A 12800-nucleotide genomic window follows, 5' to 3' on the forward strand; every position below is an offset into this window, starting at 1 on the left:
GCAGAAGCGTCCTCGCTTGAACCGCCAGCAGGGCGCTGCATAGTTATCGAGGCCACCGGCACTCTTTAGGCGCATCCCCTGCACCGCCAACGCCCGCACGCTCCGCATTGGTGCGCCAACGCCAGGCACCGGGCTCCAGCCCCCGCAAAACCGGGCGTTGCGCCATCGGGCACAGCCCTTGCTAGTACCCCTTCAGCGTTCACATCGGCCTATCAAAAAAAACTAAACGTTTACGGAGACCGCACCATGAAGCGTCGCAGCTTGATCAAGGCTTTCACCCTGTCCGCCTCCATTGTCGCCATGGGCCTGACCTGGACCGTGCAGGCCGCCGAGACCATCAAGGTCGGCATCCTGCACTCGCTGTCCGGGACCATGGCCATCTCCGAAACGTCCCTCAAAGACATGGCGCTGATGACCATCGACGAGATCAACGCCAAGGGCGGGGTGAACGGCAAGATGCTTGAGCCGGTGGTGGTGGACCCGGCGTCGAACTGGCCGCTGTTCGCGGAAAAGGGCCGGCAGCTGCTGACCCAGGACAAGGTCGCCGTGGTGTTCGGCTGCTGGACCTCGGTGTCGCGCAAATCGGTATTGCCGGTGTTCGAAGAGCTCAACGGCCTGCTGTTCTACCCGGTGCAATACGAGGGTGAAGAGATGTCGCCGAACGTGTTCTACACCGGTGCGGCGCCGAACCAGCAGGCGATCCCGGCGGTGGAATACCTGATGAGCGAAGAAGGCGGCAGCGCCAAGCGTTTCTTCCTGCTCGGCACCGACTACGTGTACCCGCGCACCACCAACAAGATCCTGCGTTCGTTCCTGCATTCCAAAGGCGTGGCGGACAAGGACATCGAAGAGGTCTACACCCCGTTCGGCCATGCCGATTACCAGACCATCGTCGCCAACATCAAGAAGTTCTCCGCCGGCGGCAAGACGGCGGTGATTTCCACCGTGAACGGCGACTCCAACGTGCCGTTCTACAAGGAGCTGGCCAACCAGGGCTTGAAAGCGACCGACGTACCGGTGGTGGCCTTCTCCGTGGGTGAAGAAGAGCTGCGCGGCATCGACACCAAGCCGCTGGTGGGCAACCTCGCGGCCTGGAACTACTTCCAGTCAGTGGAGAACCCGGTGAACAAGAAGTTTGTCGCCGACTGGAAAGCCTACGCGAAGAAACACAACCTGCCGGGCGCGGACAAAGCGGTGACCAACGACCCGATGGAAGCCACCTACGTGGGCATCCACATGTGGGCGCAGGCAGCCGAGAAAGCCAAGTCCACCGACGTCGACAAAGTGCGCGAAGCCCTGGCCGGCCAGACCTTTGCCGCGCCATCGGGCTTTACCCTGACCATGGACAAGACCAACCACCACCTGCACAAGCCGGTGATGATCGGCGAGATCCAGTCCGACGGGCAGTTCTCGGTGGTGTGGCAGACCCAGGAGCCGATCCGGGCGCAGCCGTGGAGCCCGTACATTCCTGGCAATGACAAGAAGCCGGACTATGCGGTGAAGAGCAACTAAGTCTCACGACAGATCAAAAATGTGGGAGGGGCGGTGCGACGATTCGACTTGCCCCCGATAGCTGAGTGTCAGGCACTGCATGTGCTGACTGATGCACCGCAATCGGGGGCAAGCCCCCTCCCACAATTGACCGCGTACGATCAGGACAATTTGTATGCCCACTGCCCTGCACCGTTTCATCCTCACGGCCCTGCTATTGCTGCCTTTGGCGGTACATGCCGGCGACGCCGAAGACTTCCTGGCCGCCAACCCGACGCAACAAGCCAAGCTCCTCCAGGACTGGGCCGCCCAGCCCGACCCGGCGCGCATCGAGTTGGTGGACGCCCTGCAACAGGGCCAGCTCACGCTCAACGGCGAGACCAGGACCGTACGCCTGAACAACCGCCTGCGCGGCTTGATCGACAACGTGCAGGCCAGCCAGCAACTGCTCGCCGCCGACCCCAAGGTGCGCCTGGCCGCGGCACGCACCCTGCAAAAAAGCGCGCAACCGGCGCAACTCAAATTCCTCGACCAGCAGGTCGCCGCCGAGACCAACGAGGACGTGCACTCCGCCCTCAGCCTGGCCCTGGCCAACCTGCAACTGGTCGACACCGACCCGGCCGTGCGCCTCGCCGCCGTGCGTCTGCTCGGCAGTACCGGCGACCCGCTGGCCCGCACGCGCCTCGAAGCGCTGCTGGAGCCCGGGGTGGAAACCGACGCCGCCGTGCACACCGCCGCCGAGACCAGCCTGGCCCAGGTCAAACGCAAACTGATGCTGGGTGAGATCCTCGGCCAGGCCTTCAGCGGCATGTCCCTGGGCTCGATCCTGTTGCTGGCGGCCCTGGGCCTGGCGATCACCTTCGGCCTGCTCGGCGTGATCAACATGGCCCACGGCGAGATGCTGATGCTCGGTGCCTACTCCACCTACGTGGTGCAGCTGCTGATGCAGCGCTACGTGCCCCAGGCCATCGAGTTCTACCCGTTGATCGCACTGCCGGTGGCGTTCTTCGTCACCGCCGCCATCGGCATGGCCCTGGAGCGTACGGTGATTCGTCACCTGTATGGACGCCCGCTGGAAACCCTGCTCGCCACCTGGGGCATCAGCCTGATGCTGATCCAACTGGTGCGCCTGGTGTTCGGTGCGCAGAACGTCGAGGTCTCCAACCCTGCGTGGCTGTCCGGCGGGATCCAGGTGCTGCCCAACCTGGTGCTGCCCTACAACCGCATCGTGATCATCGCCTTCGCGCTGTTTGTGGTCGTGCTCACCTGGCTGCTGCTGAACAAGACGCGCCTGGGCCTCAACGTGCGCGCCGTCACCCAGAACCGCAACATGGCCGCCTGCTGCGGCGTGCCCACCGGGCGGGTGGACATGCTCGCGTTTGGCCTGGGCTCCGGTATCGCGGGCTTGGGCGGCGTGGCGCTGAGCCAGATCGGCAACGTCGGCCCTGACCTGGGCCAGAGCTATATCATCGACTCGTTCCTGGTGGTGGTACTCGGCGGCGTCGGCCAGTTGGCCGGCAGCGTGATGGCAGGGTTCGGCCTGGGTATCGCCAACAAGATCCTGGAACCGCAGATCGGTGCCGTGCTCGGCAAGATCCTGATCCTCGCGCTGATCATTCTGTTTATCCAGAAACGCCCGCAGGGACTCTTCGCACTGAAAGGACGGGTGATCGACTGATGAACCAGCCATTGATGCTTACGGCCACGCAAAAGGCCGGCCCCCAGGTGACGATTGCAGTCGGCGCGGTGGTGCTGTTGCTGCTGCTGGCCCTGCCGGTGTGTTCGCTGCTGTCGCCGGAAAACCCGCTGCATGTATCGGCCTACACCCTGACACTGGTGGGCAAGATCCTTTGCTACGCCATTGTCGCCCTCGCCCTGGACCTGGTGTGGGGCTACGCGGGGATGTTGTCCCTGGGCCACGGCCTGTTCTTTGCCCTCGGCGGTTATGCCATGGGCATGTACCTGATGCGCCAGGCCGCAGGCAGTGAGCTGCCGGCGTTCATGACGTTTTTGTCGTGGACCGAATTGCCCTGGTATTGGGTCGGCACCGAGCACTTCCTCTGGGCCCTGTGCCTGGTGGTGCTGGCGCCGGGCGTGCTGGCGCTGGTGTTCGGTTTCTTCGCGTTCCGCTCGCGGATCAAGGGCGTGTATTTCTCGATCATGACCCAGGCGCTGACCTTTGCCGGGATGCTGTTGTTCTTTCGCAACGAGACCGGGTTCGGTGGCAATAACGGCTTCACCAACTTCCGCAGCATCCTCGGTTTCGGCATCACCGAACCGAGCACGCGGGCCGTGCTGTTCGTGGCCACGGTGGTGCTGCTGGTGGCGAGCCTGTACATCGGCTGGCGCCTGGCCCGGAGCAAGTTCGGCCGGGTGCTGACCGCCCTGCGCGATGCCGAGAACCGCCTGATGTTCTGCGGCTACGACCCGCGCGGCTTCAAGCTGTTCGTGTGGGTGCTGAGCGCGGTGCTGTGCGGCCTGGCAGGCGCGTTGTACGTGCCGCAGGTGGGCATCATCAACCCGAGTGAAATGTCGCCGACCAACTCCATCGAAGCCGCCGTGTGGGTGGCCCTGGGCGGACGTGGCACGCTGATCGGGCCGTTGCTCGGCGCCGGCGTGGTCAACGGCATGAAGAGCTGGTTCACCGTGGCCTTCCCGGAGTACTGGCTGTTCTTCCTCGGGGCGCTGTTCATCATCGTCACCCTGTACCTGCCCAAGGGCGTTATCGGGCTGTTGAAGAAATGAGGAACGTCATGCTCGAACCTATTTTCGATGCGGGCAGCGGCCGCGATGCCATCGGCATCGGCCAGGCCGCAGGCACCGGCCTGAACACCCGCCACGGCACCATCCTGACCCTGGAAGATATCAGCGTCAGCTTCGATGGGTTCAAGGCGCTCAACGACTTGAACCTGTACATCGGCGTCGGTGAATTGCGCTGCATCATCGGCCCCAACGGCGCGGGCAAGACCACACTGATGGACGTGATCACCGGCAAGACCCGGCCCAGCCACGGCAAGGCCTGGTTTGGCGAAACCCTCGACTTGACCAGCATGAGCGAAGTGCAGATCGCCCAGGCCGGCATCGGCCGCAAGTTCCAGAAACCCACGGTGTTCGAAGCCCTGAGCGTGTTCGAAAACCTGGAGCTGGCGCAGAAGACCGACAAGTCAGTGTGGGCCAGCCTGCGTGCGCGCCTGAGCGGCGAGCAAAAGGATGGAATCGATGAAGTGCTCGATACCATCCGCCTCACCGCCTCAATGCATCGGCCCGCCGGCTTGCTCTCCCACGGCCAGAAGCAGTTCCTGGAAATCGGCATGCTGCTGATGCAAGACCCGCAACTGTTGCTGCTGGACGAACCGGTGGCGGGCATGACCGACGCCGAGACCGAATTCACCGCCGAACTGTTCAAGCGCCTGGCGGGCAAGCATTCGTTGATGGTGGTGGAACACGACATGGGCTTTGTCGGCTCGATTGCCGACCACGTCACCGTGTTGCACCAGGGCAGCGTGCTGGCCGAAGGGTCGCTGGAACAGGTGCAGGAAAATGAGCGGGTGATCGAGGTCTACCTCGGTCGCTAAGGAGAACTGAACATGCTGCAAGTCGACAAGCTGCACCAGTACTACGGCGGTAGCCACATCCTGCGCGGGCTGTCCTTCGACGTGAGGATCGGCGAAGTCACCTGCCTGCTCGGCCGTAACGGCGTGGGCAAGACCACCCTGCTCAAATGCCTGATGGGGTTGCTGCCGGCCAAGGAAGGCGCGGTGAACTGGGAGGGCAAGGCCATCACCGGCTTCAAGCCGCACCAGCGCGTGCACGCCGGCATCGCCTACGTGCCCCAGGGCCGGGAGATTTTCGGGCGGCTGACGGTGGAAGAAAACCTGTTGATGGGGCTGTCGCGTTTTCCCGGTTCCGAAGCCAAGGAAGTGCCGGCGTTTATCTACGAACTGTTCCCGGTTTTGCTGCAAATGAAGCACCGACGTGGCGGCGATTTGTCCGGCGGCCAGCAGCAACAGTTGGCCATCGGCCGCGCCCTGGCCAGCCGCCCGCGCCTGTTGATCCTCGATGAGCCCACCGAAGGCATCCAGCCCTCGGTGATCAAGGAGATCGGCGCCGTGATCAAGAAGCTCGCGGCGCGCGGCGATATGGCGATCCTGCTGGTGGAGCAGTTCTACGACTTTGCCGCCGAACTGGCCGACCAGTACCTGGTGATGTCGCGCGGTGAAATCGTGCAGCAGGGCCGTGGTGAAAATATGGAGAGTGAGGGTGTGCGCGGTTTGGTTACCATCTAACCTGTAGCGTCCTGACGATAAGCACAAGAAACCATGAACCTGCCCGTTTCCCCTGCCCTGTTCACCCCCAGCTGGCACGCCGAGCTGGACCTCGGCTACGCGCGTTTCGGCGACACCACGCGCCCGGTGATGCGCCGTCACCTTGGCCCGCTGCGGGTGCAAAAGCACCTGTACGCCGAAGGCCCCGAGGTGTGCCAGCACATCATCGTGCACCCGCCCGGCGGGATTGCCGGCGGCGACCGCCTGGACATCCGCGCCCATGTCGCCGAGGGTGCCTGGGCGCAATTGACCAGCCCCGGCGCGGCGAAGTGGTATCGCGCCAGCGGCCCGGCGTATCAGCAACTTGATCTCACGGTGGAGGCCGGCGCGACCCTGGAATGGCTGCCCCAGGAAACCATCGTGTTCAGCGCCGCCCAGGCCGAACTCAGCACCCGCATCGACCTGCACGGCGATGCCCGGCTGTTCTACTGGGACGTGATCGCCCTGGGGCGTCCGGCCAGTGGCGAGCGCTTCGACCTGGGCCACTTTCAATCGCACCTGGATATCCGCCGCGACGGCCAGTTGCTCTGGCACGAGCGCCAGCGCATTGTGGGCGCCGATGGCCTGCTCGACTCGCCCATCGGCCTGGATGGCCAACCGGTGTTCGCCACGCTGCTGGTGACCGGCGATATCGAGCCCGAATTACTCGAACACTGCCGCGCCATGCCCCACGCCGTGCGCGGCGATCTGACCCAACTGCCCGGCTTGCTGGTCGCCCGCTGCCTGGCCAGCGAAGCGCTGCTGGCGCGGGGGTGGTTGATTGATTTATGGAAATTGTTACGCCCGGCGGTGCTAGGACGGGAAGCAGTCTCACCACGAATATGGAGCACATGAAGATCAAAATGTGGGAGGGGGCTTGCCCCCGATGGCGGTGGGTCAGTGAAAGATGTATTGCCTGACACCCCCCATCGGGGGCAAGCCCCCTCCCACACTTGATCTCTGTTGTATTTAAGAATGCATTCTTTGAAGGACCTTGAACCATGGACCTGACCCCACGGGAAAAAGACAAACTGCTGATCTTCACCGCCGGCTTAGTCGCCGAACGGCGCCTGGCGCGCGGTGTGAAGCTCAACTACCCGGAAACCATCGCCTATATCTCCGCCGCCTTGATGGAAGGCGCCCGCGATGGCCGCACCGTGGCCGACCTGATGCACTACGGCACCACCCTGCTCAGCCGTGAACAGGTGATGGAAGGCATCCCGGAAATGATCCCGGATATCCAGGTGGAAGCCACCTTCCCCGATGGCACCAAGCTGGTGACCGTCCACCAACCCATCGCGTGAGGCACGGCCATGATTCGTGATGCAACCGAGCAAGACCTGCCGGCGATCCGCGACATCTACAACGACGCGGTACTCAACACCACGGCAATCTGGAACGAACAACCGGTGGACCTCGGCAACCGCCAGGCCTGGTTCAGTGCACGCCAGGCCCAGGGCTATCCGATCCTGGTCGCAGTGGAGAACGATGAAGTCACCGGCTACGCCTCATTCGGCGACTGGCGCCCGTTCGAAGGCTTTCGCTACAGCGTCGAACACTCGGTGTACGTACGCAACGACCAGCGCGGCAAGGGCCTCGGCCCACGCCTGATGCAAACCCTGATCGAGCGCGCCCGCAGTGGCGGCAAACACGTAATGGTGGCGGCCATCGAAAGCGGCAACCGGGCCTCGATCCGCCTGCATGAACGCCTGGGTTTCGTCACCACCGGGCAAATGCCCCAAGTGGGCATCAAGTTCGGCCGCTGGCTGGACCTGACCTTTATGCAACTGACATTGAATCCGGGCGCGCAACCGCCCAAGGAGTGAGTTCGATGAACGCCGCGCAACTGCGTCGAGTCAATGCTGAAAGTTTTGCCCACTACCGTCGGGGCCTGATCGAGCTGTTGCTGGATGCGGTCAAGCACGGTGCGTCGGTGGGTTTCATGGCCGACTTCGATGAGGCCCAGGCCCGTGCCTATCTGGACGGGGTACAGGCGAGCATTGAAGACGCCAGCCTGTTGCTGTGGGTGGTGGTGCGCGATGAGCAGGTGATCGCCAGCGTACAGTTGGCGCTGTGCCAGAAAGCCAACGGCCTGAACCGCGCCGAAGTGCAAAAGCTGCTGGTGCACAGCAACGCGCGGCGCCACGGCCTGGGCCAACAATTGATGAACACCCTGGAACTCGCCGCGCGTCAGCACAAGCGCGGCCTGCTGTACCTGGACACCGAAGCCGGCTCGCCTGCCGAAGCCTTCTACCAGTCGCTGCGCTACACCAAGATCGGTGAACTGCCCGACTACTGCCAAAGCCCGGACGGGCGCTACAGCCCGACCGCCATCTACTTCAAGACCCTGGGGCAACCTGCATGATTCCTGGCGAATATCAGATCCAGCCTGGCGAGATCGAACTCAACGTCGGCCGACGCACCGTCACCCTCAGCGTGGCCAACAGCGGCGACCGGCCGATCCAGGTGGGTTCGCACTACCATTTTTTCGAGACCAATGACGCGCTGACATTTGACCGCCCATTGAGCCGCGGCATGCGCCTGAATATTCCGGCGGGCACGGCGGTGCGGTTCGAGCCGGGGCAGAGCCGTGAGGTCGAGCTGGTGGATTTGAGCGGCGGGCGGCGGGTGTTCGGGTTTGCCGGGCGGATCATGGGCGACCTTTAGGGCCTCATCGGGGGCAAGCCCCCTCCCACAGGGGAACGCATTCCAAAGGTGGGAGGGGGCTTGCCCCCGATAGCGATTTCACATTCAACACAAATATTTCAGGGCACACACATGAAAATCAGCCGCCAAGCCTACGCCGACATGTACGGCCCCACCGTCGGTGACAAGGTCCGCCTGGCCGACACCGAGCTGTTCGTCGAAGTCGAGCAGGACTTCACCGTCTACGGCGAAGAAGTGAAATTCGGCGGCGGCAAAGTGATCCGCGACGGCCAGGGCCAGAGCCAATTGCTCGCCCATGAAGTCGTCGACACCCTGATCACCAACGCGCTGATCATCGATCACTGGGGCATCGTCAAGGCCGACGTCGGCTTGAAGAACGGCCGCATCCACGCGATCGGCAAGGCCGGTAACCCGGATATCCAGCCCGGCGTGACCATGGCCATCGGCGCCAGCACCGAAGTGATCGCCGGCGAAGGCATGATCCTCACCGCCGGCGGCATCGACTCCCACGTGCATTTCATCTGCCCGCAGCAGATCGAAGAGGCGCTGACCAGCGGCGTCACCACCATGATCGGCGGCGGCACCGGGCCGGCCACCGGCACCAACGCCACCACCTGCACCTCCGGGCCCTGGCACCTGGCGCGCATGCTGCAGGCCAGCGACTCGTTCCCGATGAACATAGGGTTGACCGGCAAGGGCAACGCCAGCTTGCCCGAGCCGTTGATCGAGCAGGTCAAGGCCGGCGCCATCGGCTTGAAGCTGCACGAAGACTGGGGCACCACCCCCGCCAGCATCGACAACTGCCTGAGCGTCGCCGACCAGTACGACGTACAGGTGGCGATCCACAGCGACACCCTCAACGAATCCGGCTTTGTCGAAACCACCCTGGCCGCGCTCAAGGGCCGCACCATCCACACCTACCACACCGAAGGTGCCGGCGGCGGCCACGCGCCGGACATCATCAAGGCCTGCGGCTTTCCCAATGTGCTGCCCAGCTCCACCAACCCGACGCGGCCGTTCACGCGCAACACCATCGACGAGCACCTGGACATGTTGATGGTCTGCCATCACCTGGACCCGAGCATTGCCGAAGACGTGGCCTTCGCCGAAAGCCGCATCCGCCGCGAGACCATCGCCGCCGAAGACATCCTGCACGACCTCGGCGCGTTCTCGATGATCAGCTCCGACAGCCAGGCCATGGGCCGCGTCGGTGAAGTGATCACGCGCACCTGGCAGACCGCCGACAAGATGAAGAAACAGCGCGGCGCCCTGCCCGGCGACGGCCCCGGCAACGACAACTTCCGCGCCAAGCGCTACATCGCCAAGTACACCATCAACCCGGCGATCACCCACGGCATCAGCCATATCGTCGGTTCCATCGAAGTGGGCAAGTGGGCTGACCTGGTGCTGTGGCGCCCGGCGTTCTTCGGCATCAAGCCGACCCTGATCCTCAAGGGCGGCGCGATTGCGTCCAGCCTGATGGGCGATGCCAATGCATCGATCCCCACCCCGCAGCCGGTGCACTATCGCCCGATGTTCGCCAGTTTCGGCAGCTCATTGCATGCCACCAGCCTGACCTTTATCAGCCAGGCAGCCCTGGACGCAGGCTTGCCGCAAGCCCTGGGCCTGAAGAAACAGATTGGGGTGGTGAAAGGGTGTCGCGATGTGCAGAAAACCGACCTGATCCACAACGATTACCTGCCGGACATCGAGGTGGACCCACAGACCTATCAGGTCAAGGCCGACGGGGTGCTGCTGTGGTGTGAGCCGGCGGATGTGTTGCCGATGGCGCAGCGGTATTTCCTGTTCTGACTTGAAACCTGTGGTGAGGGAGCTTGTGCCCTCACCACAAATCCCCTTAGAACTGCTCGCGCGGATTGAACGCGGCTTTTTTTGCCAGCTCCTGCCACAACGCTTTCACGTCGTCATCGCCTGCCGGCGGCATCACCGCCTTGAGCTGCACGTACAGGAAGCCGCGCTGCCCGGCCTTGTTCAGCAAACCATGGCCCTTGGCGCGCATGCGCTGGCCGTTCTGGCTGCCGGCCGGCACCTTGAGGTTGATCTTGCCGGTCAGGGTCGGCACGGCCACTTCCGCGCCCAACGCCAACTCCCACGGCGCCAGCGGCAGGTTGATGATCAGGTTTTCGCCATCCACTTCGAACTTCGGGTGCGGCGCAAACTTGACGATCAGGTACAGGTCACCGTTGGCCCCGCCGCCAACACCCGGTGCGCCCTGGCCCTTGAGGCGAATACGCTCACCGTCGGCCACGCCGGCGGGGATCTTCACGTTCAGGCTCTTGGTGGTGTTGCTGACATGCCGGCCCGAGGCGTCGTATTGCGGCACCTGGAAGCTGATCTGCTTGGACTCGGTGGACAGTGTCTCTTCGAGGAACACCGACAGCTGCATCTCCACGTCCTGGCCTTTACGCCCGGTTGGACGGCGCTGGCCGCCACCGAAGGCATCGCCACGCCCGCCAAAGATCGAGCTGAAGAAGTCGGAAAAATCCTCGGTGCCCTGGCCACCGCCAAACCCGCCACGGCTCTGCCAACCTGGCGGGCCCTGGAACGGCTGGCCATGCTGGCCGTATTTGCGCAGTTCGTCGTATTCGGCGCGCTTGTCGGCGCTTTTAAGCGCTTCATAGGCTTCGGACGCGTCCTTGAACTTGGCTTCGGCGTCTTTTTCCTTGCTCACGTCCGGGTGATATTTGCGCGCGAGCTTGCGATAGGCGGCCTTGATTTCCTTGTCATCGGCGCTCGGCTCGACACCCAGAATCTTGTAGTAGTCTTTGAAATCCATCGGCGGTTCACCATCCTTAATCGAGATCGCACAGCCCGGGGCACAACGTGCGCTGGTTTGCACCTGTTGAGTCTTGTGGCCTGGGGGTGCGTCAAAGTGTTATCGGCGCTTGCCGTATGCACCAGATGTGGGGGCGAATGCTGAACTTTCAAGCACGATTTAACGGATGGTCGGCCTACGCATCCGCCCTCGACTGGCATACACTGCGCGGCCGTTTTTCAACCGGAACCCGATAGACATGAAAAACCCATCCCCAGCCCGTGCCTGCGGTATCGACTTCGGCACGTCCAACTCCACCGTCGGCTGGATCCGCCCCGGCATGGAAACGCTTATCGCGCTGGAGGACGACAAGATCACCCTGCCGTCGGTGGTGTTCTTCAACTTCGAGGAGCGCCGCCCGGTCTACGGTCGCCTGGCCCTGCACGAATACCTGGAGAACTACGAAGGCCGGCTGATGCGCTCGCTCAAGAGCCTGCTGGGTTCCAAGTTGATCAAGCACGACACCAGCGTATTGGGCACGGCGATGCCGTTCACCGACCTGCTGGCGCTGTTTATCGGCCAACTCAAGAGCCGCGCCGAAGCCACCGCCGGCCGCGAATTCGAAGAAGTGGTGCTGGGCCGCCCGGTGTTTTTCGTCGATGACGACCCGATGGCCGACCAGGAAGCCGAAAACACCCTGGTCGACGTAGCGCGCAAGATCGGTTTCAAGGACATCTCGTTCCAGTACGAACCGATTGCCGCTGCGTTCGACTACGAGTCCACCATCGAGAAGGAAGAGCTGGTACTGATCGTCGACATCGGCGGGGGTACGTCCGACTTCTCGCTGGTGCGCCTGTCCCCGGAGCGCCGCCACAACGACAACCGCCAGGACGACATCCTCGCCACCGGCGGCGTGCACATCGGCGGGACCGACTTCGACAAGCAACTGTCCCTGGCCGGCATGATGCCGCTGTTCGGCTATGGCAGCCGCATGAAAAGCGGTGCCTACATGCCCACCAGCCACCACATGAACCTGGCGACCTGGCACACCATCAACTCGGTGTACTCGCAGAAATCCCAGCTGGCCCTGGGCAGCATGCGCTATGACATCGAAGACACCGGCGGCATCGATCGCCTGTTCAAGCTGATCGAACAGCGCGCCGGGCACTGGCTGGCCATGGAAGTGGAAGAGACCAAGATCCAGCTCACCCACGAAGACAGCCGCCACGTGCCGCTGGACCGGGTTGAAGCGGGGTTGAGCGTGGACCTGAGCCGCGCACTGTTCGAGTCGGCCATCGATGGCTTGCTGGAGCGCGTGCGCAACAGCGTGACGCAGTTGCTCACCGACGCTTCCGTGGAGGTGGCCCAGGTGGACACGGTGTTCTTCACCGGCGGTTCCAGCGGCATCCCGGCGCTGCGCCACAGCATCTCGGCCATGCTGCCGAATGCCCGGCATGTGGAGGGGAATATCTTCGGCAGTATCGGCAGTGGTTTGGCGATCGAGGCGAGCAAGCGCTACGGCTGCTGAGTTTTACCTGAAATACCGTGGCGACTTCATCGGG

The 12800-nt window shown here is 63.3% G+C and carries 13 protein-coding genes; 12 read left to right on the forward strand and 1 reads right to left on the reverse strand.

Annotation, left to right across the window (positions count from 1 at the left end; all coding sequences use genetic code 11):
- The first annotated feature begins 246 nt into the window (after positions 1–246).
- The 11 genes from urtA (at position 247) to ureC (ending at position 10274) form a co-directional block, all read left to right on the forward strand.
- Entirely contained in the window at positions 247–1512 is a 1266-nt protein-coding gene (gene urtA, locus BLQ09_RS25320; RefSeq protein WP_027607732.1) for an urea ABC transporter substrate-binding protein, read from the forward strand.
- 154 nt (positions 1513–1666) lie between these two features.
- The gene (urtB, locus tag BLQ09_RS25325; RefSeq protein ID WP_027607731.1) at positions 1667–3169 is read left to right on the forward strand and encodes an urea ABC transporter permease subunit UrtB; all 1503 of its coding nucleotides are present in this window, start codon (positions 1667–1669) and stop codon (positions 3167–3169) included.
- Positions 3169–4236: an urea ABC transporter permease subunit UrtC gene (urtC, locus tag BLQ09_RS25330; RefSeq protein ID WP_092358944.1), complete on the forward strand. Its 1068-nt coding sequence runs from the start codon at positions 3169–3171 to the stop codon at positions 4234–4236. The genes urtB and urtC overlap by 1 nt, the downstream gene beginning before the upstream one ends.
- The gene (gene urtD / locus BLQ09_RS25335; RefSeq protein ID WP_043293781.1) at positions 4233–5066 is read left to right on the forward strand and encodes an urea ABC transporter ATP-binding protein UrtD; all 834 of its coding nucleotides are present in this window, start codon (positions 4233–4235) and stop codon (positions 5064–5066) included. The genes urtC and urtD overlap by 4 nt, the downstream gene beginning before the upstream one ends.
- 12 nt (positions 5067–5078) lie before the next feature.
- On the forward strand, positions 5079–5777 hold the full coding sequence (gene urtE / locus BLQ09_RS25340; RefSeq protein WP_092358946.1) for an urea ABC transporter ATP-binding subunit UrtE: 699 nt from the start codon (positions 5079–5081) through the stop codon (positions 5775–5777).
- Positions 5778–5810: 33 nt separating this feature from the next.
- On the forward strand, positions 5811–6650 hold the full coding sequence (locus BLQ09_RS25345; RefSeq protein ID WP_092358948.1) for an urease accessory protein UreD: 840 nt from the start codon (positions 5811–5813) through the stop codon (positions 6648–6650).
- A 146-nt stretch (positions 6651–6796) separates the two neighbouring features.
- Entirely contained in the window at positions 6797–7099 is a 303-nt protein-coding gene (gene ureA / locus BLQ09_RS25350) for an urease subunit gamma (protein ID WP_003171437.1), read from the forward strand.
- Between the two features lie 9 nt (positions 7100–7108).
- Positions 7109–7621: a GNAT family N-acetyltransferase gene (locus BLQ09_RS25355; RefSeq protein ID WP_027607726.1), complete on the forward strand. Its 513-nt coding sequence runs from the start codon at positions 7109–7111 to the stop codon at positions 7619–7621.
- A gap of 5 nt (positions 7622–7626) precedes the next feature.
- Positions 7627–8160, forward strand: coding sequence for a GNAT family N-acetyltransferase (locus tag BLQ09_RS25360; protein WP_027607725.1), 534 nt, complete (start codon positions 7627–7629; stop codon positions 8158–8160).
- A complete protein-coding gene (locus BLQ09_RS25365; protein ID WP_027607724.1) occupies positions 8157–8462 on the forward strand; it encodes an urease subunit beta in 306 nt (101 codons plus the stop codon). The genes BLQ09_RS25360 and BLQ09_RS25365 overlap by 4 nt, the downstream gene beginning before the upstream one ends.
- Positions 8463–8573: 111 nt before the next feature.
- The gene (gene ureC, locus BLQ09_RS25370) at positions 8574–10274 is read left to right on the forward strand and encodes an urease subunit alpha (protein WP_027607723.1); all 1701 of its coding nucleotides are present in this window, start codon (positions 8574–8576) and stop codon (positions 10272–10274) included.
- A 46-nt stretch (positions 10275–10320) separates the two neighbouring features.
- Here ureC and BLQ09_RS25375 read toward each other — a convergent pair whose 3' ends face one another.
- Positions 10321–11259 (reverse strand): DnaJ C-terminal domain-containing protein, encoded by a 939-nt coding sequence (locus BLQ09_RS25375; RefSeq protein ID WP_027607722.1) that lies wholly within the window; start codon positions 11257–11259, stop codon positions 10321–10323.
- A 238-nt stretch (positions 11260–11497) separates the two neighbouring features.
- Between BLQ09_RS25375 and BLQ09_RS25380 the strand changes: the two genes are divergently transcribed.
- Entirely contained in the window at positions 11498–12766 is a 1269-nt protein-coding gene (locus BLQ09_RS25380; RefSeq protein ID WP_027607721.1) for an Hsp70 family protein, read from the forward strand.
- Positions 12767–12800 lie beyond the last annotated feature (34 nt).

The organism is Pseudomonas sp. NFACC25 (assembly GCF_900100935.1).
Classification (GTDB): Bacteria; Pseudomonadota; Gammaproteobacteria; order Pseudomonadales; family Pseudomonadaceae; genus Aquipseudomonas; species Aquipseudomonas marginalis.

What these genes read in the sequence shown, in the direction of transcription:
- ureC (WP_027607723.1), top strand. Translation starts at nt 8,574, where the DNA reads ATGAAAATCAGCCGCCAAGCCTACGCCGACATGTACGGCCCCACCGTC.
- urtB (WP_027607731.1), top strand. Translation starts at nt 1,667, where the DNA reads ATGCCCACTGCCCTGCACCGTTTCATCCTCACGGCCCTGCTATTGCTG.
- urtA (WP_027607732.1), top strand. Translation starts at nt 247, where the DNA reads ATGAAGCGTCGCAGCTTGATCAAGGCTTTCACCCTGTCCGCCTCCATT.
- BLQ09_RS25375 (WP_027607722.1), bottom strand. Translation starts at nt 11,259, where the DNA reads ATGGATTTCAAAGACTACTACAAGATTCTGGGTGTCGAGCCGAGCGCC.
- urtE (WP_092358946.1), top strand. Translation starts at nt 5,079, where the DNA reads ATGCTGCAAGTCGACAAGCTGCACCAGTACTACGGCGGTAGCCACATC.
- BLQ09_RS25355 (WP_027607726.1), top strand. Translation starts at nt 7,109, where the DNA reads ATGATTCGTGATGCAACCGAGCAAGACCTGCCGGCGATCCGCGACATC.
- ureA (WP_003171437.1), top strand. Translation starts at nt 6,797, where the DNA reads ATGGACCTGACCCCACGGGAAAAAGACAAACTGCTGATCTTCACCGCC.
- urtD (WP_043293781.1), top strand. Translation starts at nt 4,233, where the DNA reads ATGAGGAACGTCATGCTCGAACCTATTTTCGATGCGGGCAGCGGCCGC.
- BLQ09_RS25380 (WP_027607721.1), top strand. Translation starts at nt 11,498, where the DNA reads ATGAAAAACCCATCCCCAGCCCGTGCCTGCGGTATCGACTTCGGCACG.
- urtC (WP_092358944.1), top strand. Translation starts at nt 3,169, where the DNA reads ATGAACCAGCCATTGATGCTTACGGCCACGCAAAAGGCCGGCCCCCAG.
- BLQ09_RS25345 (WP_092358948.1), top strand. Translation starts at nt 5,811, where the DNA reads ATGAACCTGCCCGTTTCCCCTGCCCTGTTCACCCCCAGCTGGCACGCC.
- BLQ09_RS25360 (WP_027607725.1), top strand. Translation starts at nt 7,627, where the DNA reads ATGAACGCCGCGCAACTGCGTCGAGTCAATGCTGAAAGTTTTGCCCAC.
- BLQ09_RS25365 (WP_027607724.1), top strand. Translation starts at nt 8,157, where the DNA reads ATGATTCCTGGCGAATATCAGATCCAGCCTGGCGAGATCGAACTCAAC.